Raw genomic sequence first — 22,647 nt, 5'->3', positions numbered from 1 at the left:
TCTGGCACATTGACACATGCAGAAATGAAGAGGGCGTCACTTGTTCGATATATAGAAATAGAGTATCATCTAACAGAAGTATATCACCCGGAGAGTATCAATCAAGGAGGCATTGTGCCAGCAGAACAAGCTTCACCCAGCTATGAAAATCTCCCCCTGGTCGTAGGTGTAGACCTGGGCGGAACGCAGATTCGCACGGCGGTCATGCAAGGAGACAAACTTCTCTCCCGCATCGGCCTGCTGACCGGCGAGAACCCGACGCCTGATCGCCTGATCCCACGTATCATCCAATCTATCGAGCAGGCCGTAAAGGACGCGGGAACGACTCTAGAACAGATCGCGGGGATTGGTCTTGGCGCGCCCGGACCGCTCAACAGTCATACGGGCGTCGTCTTCTCACCCCCCAATCTACCCGGCTGGACCGATGTTCCCCTACGGACTATTCTCAATGAACATTTCACGCTACCCATCTTTGTAGAGAACGACGCCAACGCCGCTGCGCTCGCCGAATATATGTTTGGCGCGGGGCGAGGGAGTCGCGATGTCGTCTATATCACGATCAGCACTGGCATTGGCGGCGGCGTTATTGCCGAAGGACGCATTCTGGAGGGCATTGTTGGCACGGCAGGCGAGCTTGGGCATATGACAATTGATCTGCATGGACCGCGCTGCAACTGCGGCAACATCGGTTGTCTGGAAAGCATTTCGTCGGGAACCGCCATTGCTCGCCGGGCAAACGAGATCGTGGCGATGGGCAAGGGCGATGAACTGCTGGCCTTTGCGCTGGCACACCAGCAGGATGACACCGCCAACACACCCGAAGATAGCCGACATGTCGCCAGCCACAACCACGTTCATATTAACGCGCGCATGGTAGCTGAGGCTGCGGCGGCAGGCGTGCCAATTGCCAAACAGATTATCACAACTGCGGCGGAAGGGCTTGGCTTTGGTCTGGTCAACGTCATTCATATTTTTAACCCCGAGATCATCATCCTGGGCGGCGGCGTTGCTCAGATGGGCGAGTTGCTGCTAGAGCCTGCGCGTCGTATCATCGAAAAGCGCGCAATGAAGGTGCCGCGCGAGGCGGCGCGCATCGTCCCGGCCCAGCTTGGCTCCGACGTGGGACTGGTCGGCGCTGGCGCGCTGGTGTATTATGATAAGACGGTTTAATCACTCATAATGAAATCACCATCTTTCGTAGTCGAGCGATTTATCGCGTATGGGCGGGATTGCGCGATAAATCGCTCGACTACGAAAGATGGTGATTGGAGGAGCAAAAGATAGCATGGCAGCAAGCAAAGAGAGGCTCGACGTTGCCCTGGTGCGTAGGGGGCTGGTTGCCAGTCGTGAGAAGGCACGAGCACTCATTATGGCAGGACAGGTGTATGTTGGGGATCGGATGGTGGATAAGCCCGGCACGTTGGTTGCACTCGATGCGAACTGCCGCATTGCCGAGATCGCGCCCGAACTGAAATATGTCAGTCGGGGCGGCCTCAAGCTCGAAAAAGCGCTGGATACCTTTCAGCTCAGCCCCGATGGGCTGGTTGCGGTCGACGTTGGAGCCTCAACTGGTGGCTTCACGCAATGTTTGTTGGAACGAGGTGCGCAACGTGTGTACGCCATTGATGTCGGGCATGGGCAATTGGCCTGGACGCTGCGCAACGATCCACGCGTCGTCGTCATGGAGCGCACCAATATCCGCAACCTCGCCGGGCTACCGGAGCCGATGCAATGCGCCGTCATCGACGTATCGTTTATCTCGTTGCGCCTGGTTCTGCCCGCGCTGGTTCCACTGCTCGCTCATACAGCCGATACCTGGATCGTCTCGCTGGTCAAGCCGCAGTTTGAGGCGGGCAAAGCAGAGGTTGACCGGGGAGGAGGCGTCATCAGCAACCCGGAGATTCATCAGCGTGTGCTGAACGATCTACAAACATGGATACCTCAGCATACGCCGCTCTCCGTGCGGAATGTCAGCGAATCGCCGATCCTGGGAAGAGATGGCAATCGTGAGTTCCTGTTTGAGATTCGCTTTCAAGAATCACCATAACATTGATGAGTTTATCGAGTCGATAACAAGTTGAAGCATGGTCGAGAAAGACACTGTTGACAAGCAGCAGAGTACTCCGTAGAATCCAGAGAGAGAGTACTTTCTATGCTCGTTGGCATAGCAATGGGAGTTCCTGCCCTCTCATAGTTGGCAGACAACACACCGCATGGAATCATCACAAAAAAGGCACGACGCGGCCCAGGCTCAATATGAGCTGGGGGTGAGCTATGGAGCCGCCGTTGATGGAGACCGACAAAGCAATCTGGAAAAGGCGATTGCCTGTTTCCAGTCGGCATTAGATAGCTATACAATCGACGCATTCCCCCTTGAATGGGCTACGACGCAACACGACCTCGGCGATACTTACCGCGTCCTCTTGCGTGGCGATAAACAGATCAATCTCAAAAAAGCCCTGGTCCATCTCCAGGCCTCTCTGGAAGTGTTCACCAGCGAAGCCATGCCGGTTGAGTGGGCGAAAACGCAGTACAGCATGGGACAGACCTATATGTCGCTCTCCGGCGAGAATCGTCTGGTCTATCTCGCAAAAGCGCTAACCTGCTTCCAGGCAACCCTGACAATCTATACACCCGAAGGCTTTCCCCAGGAGTGGGCCAGCACGCAGGATCAAATGGGCAACCTGTACTGCTCGCTGCCGAGCGACGATCGCTATGCCACGCTGCAAGAGGCGATCACCTGTTACGAAGCCGCACTCACCGTCTATACACCCGAAGCTTCGGCGGAAAGCTGGGCATTGGCCCATTATAACCTCGGCAACGTCTATACGTTCCTGCCCGGTGGCGACCGCGAGGCCAACCTGTGCAAAGCGATAGAACACTATGAGAAGGCGCTTGAGGTCAATACCTATGAAGCCTATCCGCAACACTGGGCAAACACGATGCAGAGTCTGGGCAATGCCTATCGTAATCTGGCTGGGGAAGAGTCCGATGACACCCTCAAAAAAGCTATCGCATGCTATGAAAATGCGCTCAAAGTCTATACCCGCGAACACTCGCCGCTTGATTGGGCTGTGGTCCAGAACAATCTGGGGATTACCTATAATCTGCTGGTAGAAGGCGACGAGCGGGAACGCCTGGAGCATGCCATCGATTGCTTTCGCGCGGCATTGCAGGTCTATACTCAGGAAGAGCATCCCATCGATTGGGCGAAAACGCAGAATATGCTTGGCCTGACGTATCTCGATCTGCCCGGTGGCAACCTCCAGGAGAAGCTCCGCCACGCCATCGCCTGCTTTGAGGCCACATTGCTCGTCTACACCCAGGCCTCGTTCCCGATCGGCTGGGCAGCGGTGCAGAACAACCTCGGTAATGCCTATTGTAATTTGCAGGGAGGCGATCAGCAGGCATATCTGCGCAAAGCCATCACCTATTACGAAGATGCGCTCAAGGTCTACACACGCCACGCCTTCCCCTATGATTGGGCCAGGGCACAGAATAATCTCGGCAACACATATTACCGCTTGCACGGCGATGATCGGGAATCCAACCTCAACAAAGCCATCGCCAGCTATAGGGCGGCGCTGCTGGTGTACAATAGCGAGCAGATGCCAGTCGAATGGGCCTCGACGCAGAATAATCTCGGCAATGCCTATTGTAGCCTGCAACATGGCGACCGCCAGCAACATCTAGAGCGGGCTATCGCCTGCTATGAAGCAGCTCTACGGGTGCAAACGCGGCGCGCATCTCCGTTCGAATGGGCCAGGACGCTGCACAATCTGGGAACGGCCTATACCGAGTTGACAACGGGCAATATCCAGACAAACCTGCAAAGGGCTATCGCGTATTATGAAGAGGCGATGAGCGTCGATACCTCACAACGTATGCCTTTAGAGTGGGCCTCACTGCTCTTTCACCTTGCCGATGCCTACCGCGCATTGGAAACGGGGGATCGCGAGAACAATCTGGAAACGGCCATCTCTCTGTATCGCTCTACCTGGAGCATCTATACGCCTGAAAGCTATCCTTTTGAATGGGCTGCCGGCCAGAATAATTGCGGCAACGCCTATCAAGAGTTGACACGCGGCAATCGGCGAGCCAACATGGAAGCTGCGGAAACCTGCTACGAAAATGCGCTGCGAATCTTCCTTGTATTACAGATGGAGGAACATGTTCGGGGCATTCGCTCCAATCTGGAAAAGGTGCAACAGACACTACAAAGCCTGTATTGATTGGCATCATTTTGATTGGCGGCATAAAAGATGGTACAATTGACCCCGATTCAGGATACCATGAAGCAGGAGAATATCATTGGTCTATCGCCCGACAGCCCGTGTGCTGACCGTCTTAGAACTGCTGCAATCGCATGGGCGCATGACCGGTGCGGCGCTTGCTGAGCGGCTCGAAGTGAATATACGCACGGTGCGGGATTATGTGCAGACATTGCAGGATCTGGGCATTCCTGTAGAGGCGGAGCGAGGCCGCTATGGAGCCTATCGCCTGCGACCGGGCTATAAGCTGCCTCCCCTGATCTTCACTGAAGACGAAGCGCTGGCATTAACGTTGAGCCTATTGCTGGCACGCCAAACCGGTCTGGCAACTGCTGCCCCGGCTTTTGAAGGTGTGCTGGCAAAGGTCGAACGCGTCCTGCCAGCTGCGACACGCGAACGCATCCAGGCGGTGGAGCAGACCATCATCTTCAAGAACAGCGCGCTCAAGGCCACGCCCTCTCTACTGGCTGTGGTGGTACTCAGCACAGCCATTCACACCGAACATAGCGTACGCCTCCACTATCGGTCGTCACGCTCGCAGGTGACCGAGCGTATGTTTGATCCCTACGGCGTCGTTTATCACGAGGGCTTCTGGTACACCATCGGCTACTGCCATCTGCGACAGGGACAGCGCCTCTTCCGCCTGGACCGCATCGAACATGCTGAAATTACCGATGTGACATTTATTCCTCCCCCGAACTTTCAGGCGCTCGAAGCGGTGCAGCGCGCCCTCGCCTCAGTTCCGCGCGTCTGGCAGGTGGAAGTGTTGTTTGAGACCACGTTGCAACAGATACAACGCCAGACACGCTATCCCGAGGCGCTCTTTGAAGAGACAGAGGGCGGCGTGCTTATGCGCGTTGATGTCGGGGATCTACCCTGGATGGCACGCTTCATTGCTGGACTGGGCATTCCCGTAATCATCCGTCGTCCCCTTGAGCTACGCAGCGTCTTCCGCGAGTACGCGCTCACCCTGGCAAACTACGCCGACCGTACAGAAGCATAAACATCCCTGCCACAAGTTTTGCCTTACCTCTGCTTGACACTCTTTATCTCCGGCCCGTATACTCAATGTATGAATATTTATTGATGGAATGCAGCGACAATCCCTTGCGGTTGTCGCAGGTAATTGATGATTCATAGATGGGCCGCGACAACCGCAAGGGATTGTCGCTACGTGAAGGTTTTATTTCATCTGCAAAACAAGGAGAAATGGATGAAGCATTTGCATCGCGCACCACTGGTCAGTGTATTTGTGTTGTTGGCATTGCTGCTGGTCGCCTGTGGTGGCGGTGGCACAACGGCAACAGGCAGTAACACAAGCAGCGGTAGCACACCCACAGCGGCCTCGCAGTCGCCGGTCACGCTCAACGTTTTCGCAGCTGCCTCGCTGACCGAATCGTTCAACGACATTGCCACGCAATACCACGTATCCCATCCTAACGTCACGCTGAAATACAACTTTAATGGTTCGCAGTTGCTTGTCCAGCAGATCATCAGCGGTGCTCCTGCCGATGTCTTCGCCTCCGCCGACACCACAAATATGAAGAAGGCGAGCGACGCCGGGCTGGTCAACGATTCCAAAATCTTCGTGCAGAATAAGTTAACGGTGGTGATCCCGGCCAGCAATCCAGGCAACATCACAACGTTAAAAGATCTGGCAAAGAAGGGCGAGAAGATCGTTGTTGCTGCACCTTCGGTGCCGGTGGGCAAGTATGGTCTGCAAGTGCTGGACAATATGGGCAAATCGTCGGAGTACGGTCCGAGCTACGAGAGCGCAGTCAAGGCCAACTTTGTCTCGCAGGAAGAGAATGTCAAAGCGGTTGTCCAGAAGGTGCAACTGGGAGAGGCGGATGCAGGCATTGTCTATCGTACTGATGTGACAAATGCTATCATCAATAAGGTAAAATTAATTGATATTCCCGATAATTTCAACGTCATTGCCCAGTACCCAATCGCGGTCACGAAAAACTCGACCCATGCAGCCGAGGCGCAGGATTTTGTACAATATATTCTCTCCTCTGGAGGGCAGGCAACGCTGGAAAAATATCGCTTTATCACCACCAGCAAATAACGGGCTTTATTGAAACGTTTTCGTAGCAATAATCTCATGGAACAAACCGCCAGAAAGACGGGTACACAACAGCCTCTCAAGGGCATCAATACGGCGCAGTGGTTCGCACGCTGGCCCGCCAGGATCTTTGCAGGTATCCTGGCGGCCCTTTTCCTGCTCTTTTTAGGGATACCGCTGGTCTCGCTGCTTTTTCAGGAACCGCCTGCCGCTATCTGGGCGGCGCTTCAGCAGCCCGACATCCTGCAAGCGCTGCAACTGAGCATTATTACAACGACACTGAGCACGCTGGCGGCTGTCGTCTCTGGCCTCCCCGTTGCCTATTTTCTGGCCCGCTACAGCTTTCCCGGGCGCAAACTGCTGGAAACGCTTGTTACGTTGCCAACCGTCCTGCCGCCAGTGGTCGCTGGTGTGGCCCTGCTGCTCACCTTTGGGCGTATGGGCCTGCTTGGACGCTACCTCAACATGGTCGGAATCACCATTCCATTTACTACCGTCGCGGTTGTGATGGCACAGACATTTATTGCCGCCCCGTTCTTCGTCAACAGTGCAAAGGCTGGCTTTGAGCAACTGGATCGGCGCTACGAGTTAGCAGCTTATACATTACGAGCCAGCCCTTTCTATACGTTCCGGCGCATTGTATTGCCGCTGATACGTCCCGCGCTCTTATCGGGCATAGGGCTGGCCTGGGCACGCTCTCTTGGTGAATTTGGCGCAACAATCACCTTCGCGGGCAACTTCCCTGGCACCACGCAGACGGTCCCCATCGCTGTCTATATCGCCTCCGAAACAGACCTGGATAAAGCCATCGCGCTCGCCGTCGTCCTACTTGCAGTCTCGTTCGGCCTGCTATTGGCTTTGCGCATCGGACAGAAATAACGCAAGTTTCCTTTATCACTGAACTGTCCCTCTTTTCCTCTAGGCCGGAGCCGTAAACTTGTCTACCATTGGAAGTGGTGAATAAGACAGCATGAAAGGGCTTGAGGCGTGAAATCACTCAAGGATAGCAGCAATGATATAACCAAAGTCATGCTTGCAGGCTTCATCGTCAGCGGTTCGCTCCTCCTGATGGTCGTCTTTTGCACAGTAATCGATGTAGTGGCCTCTTGCATGGGAGATGCATCCAGAGACTTGAAGGGCATCAGTCAGGGAGACCCTAAACAATATAACGACCAGTATACTGTGCAATCGTATGGGGCCGTGACCTGCGGAGAAGCGGCAATGACCATGATTTTTAACGCTTATGCTGGCACCGACAAATACAAAATCGCCGATGTTTTGCAAAAAGGAGAGCCGTACAATCTGTACATTCGTGGGGAAGGGACGGATACAACGAAAGTTCCTGTGGTCTCCAAACTCTTTGGCATGCAGGCAGAGATACATCATTTCGATCTGGACAAGATCATTGAATCGGCCAATAATGGCAATCCAGTGATGGTGCTTATTCACTCGCCATACACTCCCGGCGGTGGTCATTTCATTGTTGTGGTCGGTGGCGACGCTCAGAATGTACGTATTGCTGATAGCGGCGCTCCTGCTGGTAGCTCAATGCTGCTGCGCACGACGACTCGCGCGTGGCTCCTCTCCTACAACGGCAACTACGATTATGTCACCTTCAAACCCGATGGGGCAACAGGCGGCGGTACAGCATGCGACCAGCAATCAGGTTCACCCAACCCAACCGGCTCGACCACTCTCGCGAATAACGATGCGGTGAAAATGCTGGCAAACGCAGGCATCACCGTAACCTCATCGGGCAATTGCAGCAACCGCAATAGCTTTAGCTGCACCTCGCTCGATCAGGTGAGGAGCAAGACTATACAGGGCATCATTGCCTTTCAAAAGGCCAGTTCGTGTAAAATTACCATTACTGGCGGGACAGAAAATGGTCATGCCGGTGGCACCTATTCGCACTCGAACGGCTATAAGCTCGATATCGCGCCCACCTCGTGCGTTACCAACTACATCCACAGTCACTACAAGTATAAGGGGCTACGTAGCGGCGATAACGCACCCATGTATGACGATCCCAACGGCAACCGCTTTGCCAACGAAGGGAGCCATTGGGATATCGTGTTCTATTAATTATTCTTTGTTATTACTTATCATTGGACCAGTGGCACGAGAGATGAGGCAAGTGCCAATTGAGAGCGAGTGCGCAGATAATCGTCGAGGACGCTCAGGGCGTAGCCGCGCAAACGGGGACGCAATTCATCGAGCGTGAGCCAGAGAGGTCTCCCCTCCATGTTGTCGCGCAACTCGCCTCCCACGATTTTGCCGCGAAACGCAAAGCTGATCGTACTCATGCGCGTCCAACGGTCGCTGGCGCAGGAATAGCAGTTAATCAAAGAGTCAACTTGTAGCGTCAGACCCGTCTCCTCGTATCCCTCACGCTCTGCCGCCTGCTGAGGGGTTTCGCGCCAGGTCATAAAGCCACCCGGAAAGGTAACAGTCCGAGCTGGCATCTCGACCACTAAATAACGCCCGTCTTCTTCCACCACTACACAGGCACTACCAAACGGCGGCAGCTTTCCTCCCAGCAATACATTCAGCAGGTTAAAAAAGAGACCTACACATTTTTTCAATAGGAAATACCACATAACAGATCCTTATCACCAATTCATTGTAGAGAGAGATGTCTTTGCTTTTTCATATGTTTTTCTCTCTCCCCATTATATATACAAATACGAGCAGGAGTACAACCGGGTTGTTGCAGGCCATCTCCACGCATAGCACAGATTGGATGTCCCCAACGCGCTTGATTGGATGGTGGCAGGCTCATCCATGTCTGTTATCATCAATATATATATATATCTAACGATACAACTATTATGAAAGGACATGCACGATGAAGCCGGGCGCTCCACAACGTTTGATTGGCTATCTCATGGCGACAACGGCGGCGATCTTATTTGGCCTGAACGGGAATTTTTCGCGCCTCTTATTTGATGCTGGTATTTCGCCTCTGACCTTGCTTGAGTTGCGCATGCTGATCGGCGGCCTGTGCTTGTTGCTCACGCTATTGATATGGAATCGTAGCGCTCTCAAGTTGGAATCGCGCAACGGGGGCTGGCTGATCGTCTTTGGCCTCTGCCTTGCGCTGGTCTCCTACACCTATTTCGTCGCGATCAGTCGCTTACCGCTGGCCATTGCGCTGGTCATCCAGTTTAGCGCTTCCGCGTGGATGGCGTTGGGCGAGGCCGTCTGGCGCAGGAGATGGCCCTCACGTCCCGTCCTGTTCGCCGTGTGCCTCTCCTTTGGTGGGGTCATCCTTCTGACCGGCATCTGGCAACAGAGCTTGAACGGCCTGGATGCCCTGGGACTGATCTTTGCCAATCTCTCTCTACTGGCCTACATCGCATACATGCTGGCAGGCAAGCGCGTTGGACGCACGCTCCCGGCGTTGACCTCCACCACCTATGGGGCGTTTATCGCCTGCTTCTTCTGCCTGCTTGTCCAGCCCCCCTGGTCAATCCCGGCAGCAACATGGCAACCGCAACACCTCTGGCTCATCCTGCTCGTCGGCATTCTGGGTATGGCGATCCCATTTTCGCTGACGTTGGCCGCGCTCCGTCGCCTGGACGCCACACGCGCAGGCATCGCAGGCACATTAGAACTGGTGGCGGCGAGCGTCATCGGCTACTTCTGGCTGGGTCAGCATCTCACCCTCTGGCAAATCGCCGGTTGTACGCTAGTGCTGATCGGCATTATTATACTGCAATATGAACAAGCGATTGAATAGCGAATAAGGTGCAAATTACTCTCTTTTTGTGGTGAAGACCGTACGTATTCTCTTTTTGCACGCTGTATGATATGCTATTTTTGCTGAAGATGGGAAGTGGGATACGAGCATTTCGCCGGAAAGGGTACATATGGTTGACTACATCGGACAACGACTTGGCAATTATCAGCTGACCCGTCTTTTAGGAGAGGGCGGCTTTGCGCAGGTCTATCTCGGAGAGCATATCTATCTCAGCACGCAAGCAGCTATCAAGGTGCTTAATACGCAGGTGGCGAACGATGAGGGCTGGTTCCGTACGGAGGCACGCACGATCGCTCGCCTCGTTCACCCCAATATCGTACGCGTCCTCGAATTTGGCATCGAGGGCAGCACGCCCTTTCTCGTCATGGATTACGCGCCCAGCGGCACGCTGCGACAGCGCCATCCCAGGGGAACGCGCCTCCCACTGGCAACCGTGACCTCCTACGTGCGACAGGTAGCAGAAGCATTACAATATGCACATAATGAGAAGCTGGTTCACCGCGATGTGAAGCCCGAAAATATGCTTGTGGGCAGAAATAACGAGATACTCCTCAGCGACTTCGGTATTGCATTGATCACGCAAACTATGGGCGACCAGGGAATACAAAATGTCGCTGGCACCCTGCCCTATACCGCTCCCGAACAGATCCAGGGCAAGCCGCGTCAGGCCAGCGATCAATATTCGTTAGCTATCGTCGCATATGAGTGGCTGGTGGGCGACCGTCCCTTCAATGGTTCGCTCACCGAGATCATCTCGCAACAACTCGCCGTCGCGCCTCTCCCGCTACGCGCCAGCGTCCCAACCATTCCCCCTGCCGTCGAGCAGGTGATTCTGACCGCGCTGGAGAAAGATCCCGATAAGCGCTTCAACAACATCCTCGCCTTTGCCCTCGCGCTCGAACAGGCCAGCCAGCTTGATACTTCCTCCCAACAGATAAATCAGCCGGTCGAGGTCGATCTGGCCGCCGCCACGATTCTGCCTTCCAGCCTCCTCGCCGCATCTGTGGCGAACGAGCTATCAGCAGTGAAACCACCTGAACCGCCATCAGTTCGCCAGGAGCCGGCGAGCTTTGCCCAGGCCAAATCACAGGCGGCACCAGCCGGAACGGTCATCGCGCGTTATCGCGAACATACCAACGCGATCCGCTCGTTGGTGTGGCTGGCCGATGGGAAGCGCATTGTATCGGTAAGCAACGAGAAAACGGTACATGTGTGGGATGCTACAACAGGAAATAAGCTGCAAACCTATCAAGATGCCTCTGATGCGGCCCGCCTCGTGGCTCGATCAGCAGATGGCTCCCTTATCGCCACTGCTGGCTCCGATGCGTTAATACGCGTCTGGAACTTCACGACGAACCTGCTGATCGGCACTTATCGCGGTCATCAGGGGCAGATGGTCAACGCAATGGCCTGGTCGCCAACACAACAGCTACTCGCTTCCGCTGCCACTGATGGCACCGTGCATGTCTGGGACGCTAACACGGGCCAGCCCCTCACCATCTATCGTGGTCATACGGGCAGCGTCGCAATGCTGGCATGGTCGCCCTCTGAGTCTGCATCGCCTCCTGGACATGGCCTCTGTATCGTCTCCGGTGGCGATGACGCATCGATACAGACCTGGGAGGTCACCACAGGCAAAACTATCGCGCTCTACCGCAACCAGCCTGCGAAGGTGCTGGGCGTCGGCTGGTCGCCCAATGTCTATACGCTATCGCCCGGTGCGTCCACCAGTTCGCGTGTTGGCTGTGGTCGCGCAGATGGAATGATCCAGATGTGGGACACAACCGCCAATCGGGAAGTCTTGAGCTATCGCTATCCCGCCCCCGTCTCCTTCGTCGTGTGGTCGCCCAATGGGAAACGCTTTGCTTATGCCAGTGAGGACAAAATGATAGAGGTGTGGGATACTATGACGAACCGTAAACTAGTGACGTTCACACATGCCTCCCCACCGCGTGTGATGGCCTGGTCTCCTGATGGGAAATATATTGCCTCCGGTGGAGATGATACAATAATACAGGTCTGGGTTGCCCCCTAAAGGTGCTCCAGAAAGGCATTTAGTTATGGGAGATGGCCGATGAATGCTTATGGTTCTGAAGGTACTGCTGCACCCATTCCATCGCCGCTACGGTTCACCTATGGAACTGAACCGCTGCAATTTGGCGAACTATACTTGCCGAACAGTCCGGGTCCACACCCGGTCGTTATTCTCATTCACGGAGGCTTCTGGCGCGCTCCCTATGATTTGACGCTCATGCAAGGGCTGGCGCAAGATCTTGTACAGAACAGAGTCGCCGCCTGGAATATCGAGTATCGGCGGTTGGGCGACGCTGGAGGAGGCTGGCCCGGAACGTTTCAGGATGTCGCACGGGCCGCCGATTTCCTGGCAGCGCTCGCCCTCCCATATGCCCTGGACCTCACGCGCGTCGTCTCGGTCGGCCACTCAGCCGGAGGCCACCTCGCGCTCTGGTTGGCCGCGCGTCCTCGTATGCCTAGAAACAGTAAGCTCACGGTGAACAGCACGCCATTGTCCCTGTCGGGCGTGGTCAGCCTTGCCGGGGCCAGCGACCTGAAACGCACCTGGGAACTTAATCTGGGCCAGGGAGCTGCCGCTGAATTGCTGAGAGGCAGTCCCGCCAGCGTGCCCGAACGCTACATGTTTGCATCTCCCGCCGCGCTCCTACCACTGGGCATCCCCCAGGTCTTGATTCATGGCGATAGAGACGACCGGGTGCCGCTCGTGGTCAGCCAGGAATATGCGCATAAAGCGGCCCAGCATGGCGATTGCGCCACGCTGGTTGAGTTGCCGAGAGTCGATCACTTCGCGCTGATTGATCCCTCCTCGCTCGCGTGGGCAATCACTATCACTCACATTCAGAAGTTGCTTGTTTTAGCATAAATATATTTCGTAGTGGAGCGATTTATCGCGTTGGTGGAACCACCTGTAATGCCAAATCAACGCGATAAATCGCTCCACTACGAAATATATTTACGCATTCCCGAGTTCATTAGCGTCAAGGCGACCATCATAGCTTATGCGGGACGGTAACGCACGCGCATCACCCCCGATGGATACGCCTTGACGCTGACCAGTGATAAGTCGTTCCTGGATGTCCACACTCGTTCGCCTTTCCCGACAGCAACGGGATGGACCAGCACTTCATACTCATCAATTAAGCCGAGCCGTGCAAAGGTCTGGGCCGTACGAACACCGCCGATAAGTGCGAAATCTGAGCCTGCTTGCTCTTTGAGTCTGGTAATAGTTGTAACGAGATCCTGATCGCTCTTCACGACAAGCAGTTCTGCGTTTTCTCCCTCAAGTTTTTCTTCGGTCCGCGAAATGACGATTCTATGACTGGCGTTCACCGCACGCGCCATAGCACGCTGGCTCTCGGTTGACTCCGGGCTGTCCTCCATGTTGCGCCAGTAAGGGGCCATCCCGCGATAAAACGAGTATCCAACGAAAGCGCCGCCTGATCCACTCGTTGCCGCCTCACCTGATCCGCGCATGCGGGCCATGTTATCGTCGATAAGCTCCTGGTCTGGCGTAAATGGCCTCGGTCCCATCCAATCCAGATTGAAGAAACCATCAAATGTCATGTTCATGTTTAGAATGACTTTCCTCATAGTGCTGTCTCCTTATCTGTGCTTCTCTCATCTTTTATACTTGATCTTTGTCGCTTGATAACAGGAGAGATGTCAATCAGAAAAATGTTTTTTCCATCTCTTGATCTAGCCATAATATACATTGGCAACTATGCGGAAGAATTGAAAAAAACCGTCATGTTCAGATATAGGAGTATCCTGCTTGATCGTGGTAGAAGTCATCTACTTTCTGTGAAAGGCTTTTGGGGGTCATGCCAGAAAATGCTTTGAGATCACGAATAAAGTGAGACTGATCGGAGAAATTGAGAGCACATGCCACATCGGTCAGTCGCGCAAACTGTCCGCTTTTGATCAGTCGTAGCGCCTCATTAAAGCGTTTCACCCGAATATACACTTGAGGAGAAAGGCCAACCGTCTGTGTAAATCTTCTTTCAAACTGCCGCTCGGAGATATGCAAACATGCAAGCAAGTCCTTAACATGCAGAGCACCGCTGTTCTGCTGGATCAGGCGCAGGCTTTCTTCTACTAACGTATCTCTCGTTTTCTCCTGCTTGAGCCTGGCTGCTAAAAAGCTGGTGAGCAAATGCACGCGTTCCTGCTGGCTCCTGGCTTCAATGAGTTGAGAATCGAGATTTCCGGCTGAAAATTCATGCAGGTCTGCCGACCCATTGGCAAGTTGTGAGGCATCTAGACCGAGCAGGGTTTTGAGAGCGTGTGGTTTGAAAATCACCTGTACCGTCGCAGACGATCCTCTTTTATAATGCATGACACTCGGCTCTATCCCTGGTCCATAGAGAAAGAGGGGCGGTGGACAAACCTTGCGCCCCGAATGTGTGACAATCTGTTCAAGAGCAGAGCGCCCGGTATTGTAGTGAAAGACAATACCGGGCAATCCATTGGGAGAGACCTTTATGGCTACCGCTTCCTCGTCGTCATGCTCAGCAATCCTCAAACACGCAACATAGTCTTTGAGGATTGCCGGGGCTGGAAGAATGGCAAAGCGATTGGAACTCATACAACAGGTGTCTCCATTTAATGCATCCATGAAATCCTCCAGGGAGAGAAAGTTCTCCCGCGCCCGTAGCGACAAGGGAAGTGTGGTAGGGCTGTGGGGGCCTTGCGCTTGTCGCTGGTGGGGACATGCGGGAACCGGGAAACAGACAAATGATGTGGCGAGGGCGACAAGCGCAAGGCCCCCGCCAAGACCCCCAACACCCCTTGTCGCTACGGGCGAACCCACCATTCTCTGTGCCCAGAGCTCTTCCCCTTTCCATTGCTTGATGCTCCAATTATCAAAGCTTCATAACAGATTGTCCGCTCAATGCTTATTCCCACTCTCCATCAGAAAGTCGGTAACAGTCTCGATTAATGGTCGGCAGCACGCAACGAGGCGGTCGCCGCCTCATCGACGACATAGAGTTCTGGTGGCCGCACAAGCTGCTCCTGACTACCCGTATAGCGAATAACCACGCCGTACTCGCGCCTGGCTGCTTCCAGCGACACATAGCCATTAACGACATCATGCAATACCATCTCAATGGGCCGCTGAAATGGATCACCATAGCCGCCACCACCAGGCAGGTTCAACTGAACGTGCGTATCCGATGCCAGGGTTCGCACCGCCTTTGGTTGTGAACCTGCCTCGCCATTCAGCAGAAACTCGCCCGGTGCTCCCTGCTTGCCATGAGCAAGGCCAGTCGCAGGAAAGTGGATGCGATCAGCCATTGCCGAAACCGCCCAGGACTCTGCACCTGACTGCCTAACCTCCGTCCATTGTCCCAGCCCGCCGCGATAGGTTCCGGCACCACCTGAATCGGTACGAAGCGCGCGACGATATTGCACAAGTGGCGTGTAGCTCTCCATCACTTCTGTTGGCACGCCCGCAACACCACTGGGAAAGCCGGTGGTGTTCAGACCGTCTTTGCTGGCTCGCGCACCAGTGCCACCACATTGAAAGAGGCTGAAGGTAAATGGTTTGTGCGAGGTGGACCAGCTGCCGCGCCAGACAGCGATCCAGATTGGATCGGCACCACAGGCAATCAGTTGGGTTGGCATGGCCTGCGCCATAGCCCCGAAGATCACGCTGGGCAGAAAATGGCCGATCAGGTGGCGCGAGGCGACCGCAGCTGGCTCAATACAGTTCAAAATGGAGCCTGCCGGTGCGCTCACATGCACCGGGCGAAATGATCCGGCATTATGCGGGATCTCTGGTGTAATTGCCGCTTTGATCGCGAACGAGGCATAGGCATGGGTATAGTTCAGCACTACATTGATGCCCCAGGGACTTTGCGGCGATGATCCAGCAAAATCGATGAAGATATCCTCATCCGCAACGGTAACGGCCACCTTGATGCGAATCGGTTCATCGAAGCCATCGCTCCACGCTTCGTTCTCGTAGCGTCCATTTGGCAGCGCACGAATGGCCTCGCGCATCGCCTGCTCCGAACGCGAGATAATGGCATCGGCCAGCGGATCAATCGAGTCCAGCCCGAACTCATCCATGAAGTGGAGCAACTCGCGCGCTCCAACCGCGTTTGAAGAGGTTTGCGCATAGAGATCACCAACAGTTTCGTCGGGCGTGCGCACATTCGCGCGAATGATCTTGAGCAGTTCGCGATTCGGCTCGTCGCGGATAAACAGTTTGGTGATCGGGATGCGCAACCCCTCTTCATAGATCTCGCGCGCCTCGCCGGAGAGCAGCCGCCCGCCGATATCGGGCGCGTGACATGTGCTGGCGAAGTAGGCAACCAGGCGCGCATCTTTGAAGACTGGCGTGAGGACTGTCATATCATTGATCTGCCCTGCCGTTTGCCAGGGATCATTGGTAAGCAACACATCGCCCGATTGTAGCGTTTCTGGTGGGTATTCATCCAGGCAGTGGCGCACTCCGGTTGCCATTGCGTTGATATGACCGGGGGTGCCAGTGAGCGATTGCGCAACCATCGCTCCACGCGTATCAAAGACGCCGCACGCTAAATCCTGCGACTCGCGTACAACGGTGCTGAACGCAGTGCGCATCAACGTCACCTGCTGCTCGTTGACGACGGAGAGCAGGCGGTTCCAGAGTACCTCTAAGGTGATAAGATCGATGGTGTTCGTCATGCTTGCGCCTCCTCCCACTCAACAAACAAGTTCCGCTGCTCATCGATGCGAAACTTGCTCTCTGGCCCGATGATGGTTGTGGACTCGTGCTCTTCAACGATGGCTGGTCCGGCGAAATGCTCTCCCGCCAGGAGCCGATAGCGATCATAGACCGGCGTATCGTGATAACCGCCCAGTTCAGGAAAATATGCTTTGCGATACCCCTTGAGCACACTATGTGCCTCTTCTTGCTCCCTCTGTGGCGCTTGCAGACGAACCTGTGGTGTGGGACCGGACGAGATCACGCGCCAGTTGATGATTTCGATGGACACGGACTGGCTCAACCGTTCGTAGAGGCGGCGATAGACCTGTTCAAACGAGTCTGTAATGGCCGCAGCACTCTCGCTATCCAGTTTGCCCAGCGGCAAAGACACCCTGACCTCGTGGCCCTGGCCGACATAGCGGAGATCAGCCTCGCGTCGATGGCTCACCTGTTCAGGAGAGACGCCCGATGCCTCAAGCAACGCCTGCCCTTCTGCCTCCATCTCGGCAAGCAAACGATTTGCCTTCTCCCAATCGAGATCGTCGAGACGACCAGGCCACGAGCGCACGAAATCGAAGGCAAGCGGAGCGGTAAGAAAGCCGATGGCACTGGCGACACCTGCCCCAAACGGCACGATAAGCGTGGGCGAACCAAGCGCCCTGGCGATGCGAAAACCATGTACGGGTCCGGCCCCCCCAAAGGCGAAGAGCGGAAAGCGGTGTGGGTCTTTACCTCGCTCCAATGTATGAATCCGGGCCGCGTTTGCCATCCCCTCATTCACAATCTGATGGATGCCCCAGGCCGCCTCTTCAATCGAGATGCCAGAGCGATCAGCAACCTTCTCCTTGATCGCCTGTCGTGCTGCGGCCAGATCAAGCGTGAGGCGACCACCAAGAAAATAGTTGGGGTCGAGATAGCCAAGCACCAGATCGGCATCGGTCACGGTCGGCTCGATGCCGCCACGTCCATAACAGACTGGCCCCGGCTCGGCTCCTGCCGATTCGGGGCCGACCTTGAGCAGTCCCAGCGAATCGATACGAGCAATAGAACCACCCCCGGCCCCGATCTCGATCATTTCGATCACCGCCGCCTTGATGGGTAAACCCGATCCTTTTTTGAAACGATAGCGGCGATCAACCTCAAATTCGTAGGTGATGAGCGGCTGGCCCTGATCGATGACGCAAAATTTCGCGGTTGTTCCCCCCATATCGAACGAGAGCAGATCGGAGTAGCCACAGGCCGCACCATAGCTCGCTGCCGCCAGCGCACCAGCCGCCGGACCAGATTCGAGCAAACGGATCGGGAAGCGTACAGCGGTCTCGACCGTCGCGATACCACCACTGGAGAGCATCATCAGGAATGTGCTCTTGAAGCCTGCACGAGCAAGGCGCGCCTGCAACTCGGCGAGATACTCCTCAACGCGGCCCTGCACATACACGTTGGCAATCGTCGTCGAGGTGCGCTCAAATTCTCGGATCTCAGGTGCGACCTCAGATGAAATAGCAACGCGCATATGGGGAGCAACGCGCAAGATGGCGGCTCGTGCCTCCTGCTCCGCACGCGGATTGGTAAAGCTGTGCAAAAACGTGATGGCGACGGCCTCAACGCCATAAGCGACCAGTTCGCGCGTAAGTTGCTCAACGAAGACAACGTCCAGTTCTTGCAGGGTTGTGCCATCGGCGAGGGTGCGCTGCGGTACGTCGAAGCGGAGGTAGCGCGGCACGAGTGGCTGCGGCATCTCAAGCATGAGATCGTAGAGTTCATAGCGGTTCTCACGCCTGATCTCAATGGCGTCGCGAAACCCCTGCGTGGCAAGCAGCGCTGTGGGCGATCCTTTGCGCTCAATAATGGCGTTCGTGACCAGCGTTGTACCATGAATGATCTGTTGCACAGCGCTCGCATCAATCCCGGTCTGTGTCAGCGTTTCGAGCAGAACCGTTTCGACAGCCTGCGAAGGATCATGCGGCGTGGTCAGAGCTTTGCCAACGGCGAAGTGACCACTGGCATCGTCAAGCACAATCAGATCGGTGAATGTGCCTCCGATATCAACGCCCACCCGGTAATGAGAAGGCTTCATTCGCCCTCCTCCAACCTGGGGAAGCGGCTCAACGGGAAGATATCGACCTGTGGAGGGCGCTGCTGAGAGAGCAGACCGCCATCAACGGCGATGATATGGCCCGTGATATACCCCGCATCCTCTGAAGCGAGGAAAACAGCGGGTCCGGCCATATCTTCAGGTTCTCCAACACGGCCAAGCGGGATCGTCACACCGCGCTCTTTCTTTATCTGCGGGTCCATGCCCTGCGTATCAATTGAGCCAGGAACCAGGGCGTTGACGCGAATACCATATGGGGCGAGATCAAGTGCCGTAGCCCTTGTGAGCGATTCGATGCCACCTTTCGCGGCATCATACGCGGCCATCCCACGATGCGAGTGCGATGCGCCACCGCTGGACATATTGATTATCACGCCATGATGCCGACGCGCCATGATATGGGCAGCTCGCAACGAACAGAGAAACACGCCCTTGAGATTGACTGAGAGGACACGATCCCACCATGCCTCATCGCCTTCAAGAAAGTGGCGCTCAACATTGATCAATCCGGCGTTATTGACCAGTACATCGACCGTCCCAAAGTGCTCAAGCGTCGTATCAAATAAGCGATCAACCTGGCTCTTATCAGAAACATCGGCAACCACCGCCAGAGCCGACCCTCCCGCGTCGATCATGGCCTGTACAGTTTTCGCGGTGGCATCCGCATTGACATCGTTCACAACGACGTGCGCGCCCTCCCGAGCGAACCGTTGCGCAATAGCGCGGCCAATTCCGCTGGCAGCCCCCGTTACAATGACCACTTTGTTCACAAAGCGTTGCACATTCTGCGTCATGATATCATCCCCATTCTCAGCAATTTGTATGATCTGGTCAGATCAAAGACACTTACACCATCATTCCTGGTATTCTACCACCATTGCTGAACAGATTTGTGGAAACTATGTTGCTGGCAAAATGAAGGAAAATAAAGCTATCAGAAAAAGTAGAAAACAAAGCAAGACTTTTGGATCTATAGCGCTTCTTCCGTTTATTATTAGTAATAGACAAAATAGAAGGATATAGGTAAATGGTCAACCAGCAACAACTCCAGCAGCTTAGGCAGGCCAGTAAATCATGGAACACATGGCGCGAGCAGCATCCAGGTATGCTGATTAGCCTCACTGGAGCCGATCTGATCGAAGCCAATCTCGCTGGAGCCAACCTCAGTAATGCTATACTTCTGGGTGCCAGATTAACGAGAGCAAAACTGAGTCACGCCAATCTGAGCGGCGCTGATCTCGGCTCTACGTATTTAATGGAAACAAATCTTACCAGAGCAAATCTCAGCGGGGCCATTCTTACAAACGCTCACCTCAACGATGCGCGCCTCAATGATGCCAGCCTCGCTCACGCAACTTTGGGCGAAACCGATTTAAGTCGTGCCAACCTCACCGGGGCTAATCTGGAGCGGGCTATCCTCGCCAATGCGAACTTATTTGGAGCTGATTTCAGCTATGCTAACCTCACCGGAGCCAACCTCACCGGAGCTAATCTGATTGAAACAGATCTGAGCTACGCAAATCTTACCGGTGCAGATCTCAGTTACGCAACAGTTGGCTGGACAATACTCGGAGATGTCGATCTTCGCACTGTTAAGGGTCTTGAGACCGTGCAGCATCTCGGTCCGTCAACTATTGGTACGGATACCATCGCCCGTTCAAGGGGCCAGGTTCCCAAACAGTTCCTCCGTGAAGCAGGCATATATGACCTTCTTACCGACAGTGTACAATCTCTGGCTCAAAGCTCAAAAGAGTATTTCACTCATCTTATCAACTTTTCTCGCGCAGATGTACAGTTTGCGAACCGCCTCTTTGCTGACTTGCAAAGCAAGAACATTTACTGCTGGTCTTCTCCCGAAGATGAGCAGGCAAAGTGGCAGCCTGGAAGCTTTAATGAGATCATGCGCCGCTATGACAGGTTACTACTTGTTTTCTCAGCAGACACTCTCGCCAGTTCATGGATCGAAGCAGCGGTGCATGCAGCATTAATCAGAGAACGTCAGACCAATCAGGCAGTTCTCTTTCCCCTCTGCTTGGATACTGCTCTCAATAGAAGTATGGCTTACTGGTCTGTGTCTCTATGCCAAACCAGACAGATCAGCGATTTTACTGGATGGGAACAAAAGAAGCAGCATTACCAACGAGGATTACAACAACTACTTCGTGCTCTTTATCCTGAAACTCATTAAAAGAAACAACATAACCGCTGCATAAACGATTCCCATGATCTCCGATGAGAGAGATGCATTTATGCAGCGGTTATGTTAATGATAGGTATGGATATTAGGAAATGCTGCCTTTGAGGGTTGCCAGGAACTCCATGTTGTTGCTTGTCCTGGACATATGTTGCAGCAATGCCTCCATTGCCTCCAATCCGCTGCGACCGGGCTGGTCGGACAGCGTCGCGAACATACGGCGCATAACCACGACGGCACGAAGCGTCTTTTCGTCAAGCAACAACTCTTCGCGGCGGGTGCTGGAGAGAGAGATGTCGATGGCGGGGAAAATGCGGCGCTCAGCCAGCTTGCGGTTGAGAACCAGTTCCATATTGCCAGTGCCTTTAAACTCTTCGTAGATGACATCATCCATGCGGCTGCCAGTATCGACCAGACAGGTGCCAATGATGGTCAGGCTACCTCCCTCCTCGATCTTACGCGCGGCCCCAAAGAAGCGTTTGGGCGGAAAGAGGGCGCTGGGATCGAGACCACCGGAGAGCGTACGACCGCTGGGTGCCACAGCCAGATTGTAGGCACGGCTCAGACGCGTGATACTATCGAGCAACACCACCACATCGCGGCCACTCTCGACCAAGCGCTTGGCTCGTTCCAACACCATTTCGGCCACGCGGGTATGTGCCTCGGTTGGTTCGTCAAAGGTGGAGCTGATGACCTCGGCTTTGACCGAACGCTTCATGTCAGTCACTTCTTCAGGACGCTCACCAATCAGAGCAATCATCAGGTGAACGTCATTGTAGTTTTCGGTGATGGAATTGGCGATGGATTTGAGGAGCATAGTTTTGCCAGCTTTAGGAGGGGAGACGATCAAACCGCGCTGTCCGCGTCCGATGGGGGAGACCAGATTGACGATTCGCCCGGAGATGTTGGCTGGGGTTGTCTCCAGATTGAACATCTCTCGCGGTGAGATCGGCGTCAGATGCTCGAAATGCGGACGACGTTTGGCAATTTCCGGGTCTACGCCATTAATTGCCTCGACGCGCAATAGACCATAATATTTCTCGTTGTCCTTTGGCGGTCGCACCTGCCCGGAGACCATATCGCCAGTGCGTAGTCCGAAGCGGCGAATCTGCGACTGCGATACATAGACATCCATATTGCCTGGCAGGAAGCGCTCCTGTCGCAAAAATCCAAACCCATCCTCCACAATCTCCAACACACCAGCGCTAAAAATGTTTCCTTGCTGCTCAGTATTGGCCTGGAGAAGTCTGAACACGAGGTCTTGTTTCTTGAGGGTACTGAAACCGGAGAGTTCGAGGTCGCGAGCCATATCGCGTAACTCCGGTAACGTTTTTAATTCTAACTCGGCTATATTCACGTTGGGTAGGGCGAAACAACTAGAGAGGAAAACGCCCATTCTCCTTTCTGCGGTGAACCAGGATGTATAAGCGGGAATGCACAATAAGTAAGTATCGAAAGGGTAGTTCTGGATAAATACCCTGTCTGCAAGACTGGTGGCAACAGGTAGCTCTAGGTGAAAAGATAAGAGG

Annotated in this window: 18 protein-coding genes; 11 read left to right on the top strand and 7 right to left on the bottom strand. The window is 54.5% G+C overall.

The annotated features are described in order from the left end of the window. Positions 1-114: 114 nt before the first annotated feature. From K3T83_RS19000 to K3T83_RS18970, 7 genes are all read left to right on the top strand, one after another. Positions 115-1,170 carry an ROK family protein gene (locus tag K3T83_RS19000; protein WP_220204531.1) on the top strand — a complete coding sequence of 352 codons (1,056 nt, stop codon included), beginning with the start codon at positions 115-117 and terminating at the stop codon, positions 1,168-1,170. Between the two features lie 115 nt (positions 1,171-1,285). Continuing rightward, positions 1,286-2,047: a TlyA family RNA methyltransferase gene (locus tag K3T83_RS18995; RefSeq protein WP_220204530.1), complete on the top strand. Its 762-nt coding sequence runs from the start codon at positions 1,286-1,288 to the stop codon at positions 2,045-2,047. A 166-nt stretch (positions 2,048-2,213) separates the two neighbouring features. Continuing rightward, positions 2,214-4,232, top strand: a complete 2,019-nt coding sequence (locus K3T83_RS18990; protein ID WP_220204529.1) for a tetratricopeptide repeat protein — start codon at positions 2,214-2,216, stop codon at positions 4,230-4,232. Between the two features lie 79 nt (positions 4,233-4,311). Further along, entirely contained in the window at positions 4,312-5,274 is a 963-nt protein-coding gene (locus K3T83_RS18985) for a helix-turn-helix transcriptional regulator (protein WP_220204528.1), read from the top strand. 210 nt (positions 5,275-5,484) lie between these two features. After that, the gene (gene modA / locus K3T83_RS18980; RefSeq protein ID WP_220204527.1) at positions 5,485-6,342 is read left to right on the top strand and encodes a molybdate ABC transporter substrate-binding protein; all 858 of its coding nucleotides are present in this window, start codon (positions 5,485-5,487) and stop codon (positions 6,340-6,342) included. Between the two features lie 36 nt (positions 6,343-6,378). Further along, a complete protein-coding gene (locus tag K3T83_RS18975) occupies positions 6,379-7,218 on the top strand; it encodes an ABC transporter permease (protein ID WP_220204526.1) in 840 nt (279 codons plus the stop codon). 108 nt (positions 7,219-7,326) lie between these two features. Beyond that, entirely contained in the window at positions 7,327-8,424 is a 1,098-nt protein-coding gene (locus K3T83_RS18970) for a C39 family peptidase (RefSeq protein WP_220204525.1), read from the top strand. Between the two features lie 20 nt (positions 8,425-8,444). Here the strand turns inward: K3T83_RS18970 and K3T83_RS18965 are convergent, their stop codons facing one another. Further along, positions 8,445-8,939: an NUDIX hydrolase gene (locus K3T83_RS18965; protein ID WP_220204524.1), complete on the bottom strand. Its 495-nt coding sequence runs from the start codon at positions 8,937-8,939 to the stop codon at positions 8,445-8,447. A 248-nt stretch (positions 8,940-9,187) separates the two neighbouring features. Between K3T83_RS18965 and K3T83_RS18960 the strand changes: the two genes are divergently transcribed. The 3 genes from K3T83_RS18960 to K3T83_RS18950 all read left to right on the top strand — a co-directional run bounded on the left by K3T83_RS18960 (position 9,188) and on the right by K3T83_RS18950 (position 12,998). Further along, on the top strand, positions 9,188-10,081 hold the full coding sequence (locus tag K3T83_RS18960; protein WP_220204523.1) for an EamA family transporter: 894 nt from the start codon (positions 9,188-9,190) through the stop codon (positions 10,079-10,081). A gap of 130 nt (positions 10,082-10,211) precedes the next feature. Further along, positions 10,212-12,137: a serine/threonine-protein kinase gene (locus K3T83_RS18955; RefSeq protein WP_220204522.1), complete on the top strand. Its 1,926-nt coding sequence runs from the start codon at positions 10,212-10,214 to the stop codon at positions 12,135-12,137. 39 nt (positions 12,138-12,176) lie between these two features. Beyond that, a complete protein-coding gene (locus tag K3T83_RS18950; RefSeq protein ID WP_220204521.1) occupies positions 12,177-12,998 on the top strand; it encodes an alpha/beta hydrolase family protein in 822 nt (273 codons plus the stop codon). A 134-nt stretch (positions 12,999-13,132) separates the two neighbouring features. Here the strand turns inward: K3T83_RS18950 and K3T83_RS18945 are convergent, their stop codons facing one another. The 5 genes from K3T83_RS18945 to K3T83_RS18925 all read right to left on the bottom strand — a co-directional run bounded on the left by K3T83_RS18945 (position 13,133) and on the right by K3T83_RS18925 (position 19,718). Further along, complete coding sequence (locus K3T83_RS18945) at positions 13,133-13,726, bottom strand: dihydrofolate reductase family protein (RefSeq protein ID WP_220204520.1); 594 nt, start codon at positions 13,724-13,726, stop codon at positions 13,133-13,135. Between the two features lie 160 nt (positions 13,727-13,886). Then, a complete protein-coding gene (locus K3T83_RS18940; RefSeq protein ID WP_220204519.1) occupies positions 13,887-14,720 on the bottom strand; it encodes a helix-turn-helix transcriptional regulator in 834 nt (277 codons plus the stop codon). Positions 14,721-15,070: 350 nt separating this feature from the next. Continuing rightward, complete coding sequence (locus K3T83_RS18935) at positions 15,071-16,807, bottom strand: hydantoinase B/oxoprolinase family protein (RefSeq protein WP_220204518.1); 1,737 nt, start codon at positions 16,805-16,807, stop codon at positions 15,071-15,073. Then, positions 16,804-18,906 carry a hydantoinase/oxoprolinase family protein gene (locus K3T83_RS18930; RefSeq protein WP_220204517.1) on the bottom strand — a complete coding sequence of 701 codons (2,103 nt, stop codon included), beginning with the start codon at positions 18,904-18,906 and terminating at the stop codon, positions 16,804-16,806. The genes K3T83_RS18935 and K3T83_RS18930 overlap by 4 nt, the downstream gene beginning before the upstream one ends. Next, positions 18,903-19,718, bottom strand: a complete 816-nt coding sequence (locus K3T83_RS18925; RefSeq protein WP_220204516.1) for an SDR family NAD(P)-dependent oxidoreductase — start codon at positions 19,716-19,718, stop codon at positions 18,903-18,905. The genes K3T83_RS18930 and K3T83_RS18925 overlap by 4 nt, the downstream gene beginning before the upstream one ends. A 233-nt stretch (positions 19,719-19,951) precedes the next feature. Between K3T83_RS18925 and K3T83_RS18920 the strand changes: the two genes are divergently transcribed. Then, on the top strand, positions 19,952-21,112 hold the full coding sequence (locus K3T83_RS18920) for a toll/interleukin-1 receptor domain-containing protein (RefSeq protein WP_220204515.1): 1,161 nt from the start codon (positions 19,952-19,954) through the stop codon (positions 21,110-21,112). Positions 21,113-21,206: 94 nt separating this feature from the next. Here the strand turns inward: K3T83_RS18920 and rho are convergent, their stop codons facing one another. Then, the gene (gene rho, locus K3T83_RS18915) at positions 21,207-22,514 is read right to left on the bottom strand and encodes a transcription termination factor Rho (RefSeq protein ID WP_373324532.1); all 1,308 of its coding nucleotides are present in this window, start codon (positions 22,512-22,514) and stop codon (positions 21,207-21,209) included. Positions 22,515-22,647: the final 133 nt, after the last annotated feature.

This window comes from Reticulibacter mediterranei, from assembly GCF_016587455.1.
The sequence above is the reverse complement of the archived record's forward strand: the minus strand, read 5'-3'. Positions and strand labels throughout refer to the sequence as shown.

What these genes read in the sequence shown, in the direction of transcription:
- K3T83_RS18930 (WP_220204517.1), bottom strand. Translation starts at nt 18,906, where the DNA reads ATGAAGCCTTCTCATTACCGGGTGGGCGTTGATATCGGAGGCACATTC.
- K3T83_RS18920 (WP_220204515.1), top strand. Translation starts at nt 19,952, where the DNA reads ATGGTCAACCAGCAACAACTCCAGCAGCTTAGGCAGGCCAGTAAATCA.
- modA (WP_220204527.1), top strand. Translation starts at nt 5,485, where the DNA reads ATGAAGCATTTGCATCGCGCACCACTGGTCAGTGTATTTGTGTTGTTG.
- K3T83_RS18965 (WP_220204524.1), bottom strand. Translation starts at nt 8,939, where the DNA reads ATGTGGTATTTCCTATTGAAAAAATGTGTAGGTCTCTTTTTTAACCTG.
- K3T83_RS18955 (WP_220204522.1), top strand. Translation starts at nt 10,212, where the DNA reads ATGGTTGACTACATCGGACAACGACTTGGCAATTATCAGCTGACCCGT.
- K3T83_RS18925 (WP_220204516.1), bottom strand. Translation starts at nt 19,718, where the DNA reads ATGACGCAGAATGTGCAACGCTTTGTGAACAAAGTGGTCATTGTAACG.
- rho (WP_373324532.1), bottom strand. Translation starts at nt 22,514, where the DNA reads ATGGGCGTTTTCCTCTCTAGTTGTTTCGCCCTACCCAACGTGAATATA.
- K3T83_RS18945 (WP_220204520.1), bottom strand. Translation starts at nt 13,726, where the DNA reads ATGAGGAAAGTCATTCTAAACATGAACATGACATTTGATGGTTTCTTC.
- K3T83_RS18960 (WP_220204523.1), top strand. Translation starts at nt 9,188, where the DNA reads ATGAAGCCGGGCGCTCCACAACGTTTGATTGGCTATCTCATGGCGACA.
- K3T83_RS18990 (WP_220204529.1), top strand. Translation starts at nt 2,214, where the DNA reads ATGGAATCATCACAAAAAAGGCACGACGCGGCCCAGGCTCAATATGAG.
- K3T83_RS18940 (WP_220204519.1), bottom strand. Translation starts at nt 14,720, where the DNA reads ATGAGTTCCAATCGCTTTGCCATTCTTCCAGCCCCGGCAATCCTCAAA.
- K3T83_RS18950 (WP_220204521.1), top strand. Translation starts at nt 12,177, where the DNA reads ATGAATGCTTATGGTTCTGAAGGTACTGCTGCACCCATTCCATCGCCG.
- K3T83_RS18995 (WP_220204530.1), top strand. Translation starts at nt 1,286, where the DNA reads ATGGCAGCAAGCAAAGAGAGGCTCGACGTTGCCCTGGTGCGTAGGGGG.
- K3T83_RS18935 (WP_220204518.1), bottom strand. Translation starts at nt 16,807, where the DNA reads ATGACGAACACCATCGATCTTATCACCTTAGAGGTACTCTGGAACCGC.
- K3T83_RS18975 (WP_220204526.1), top strand. Translation starts at nt 6,379, where the DNA reads ATGGAACAAACCGCCAGAAAGACGGGTACACAACAGCCTCTCAAGGGC.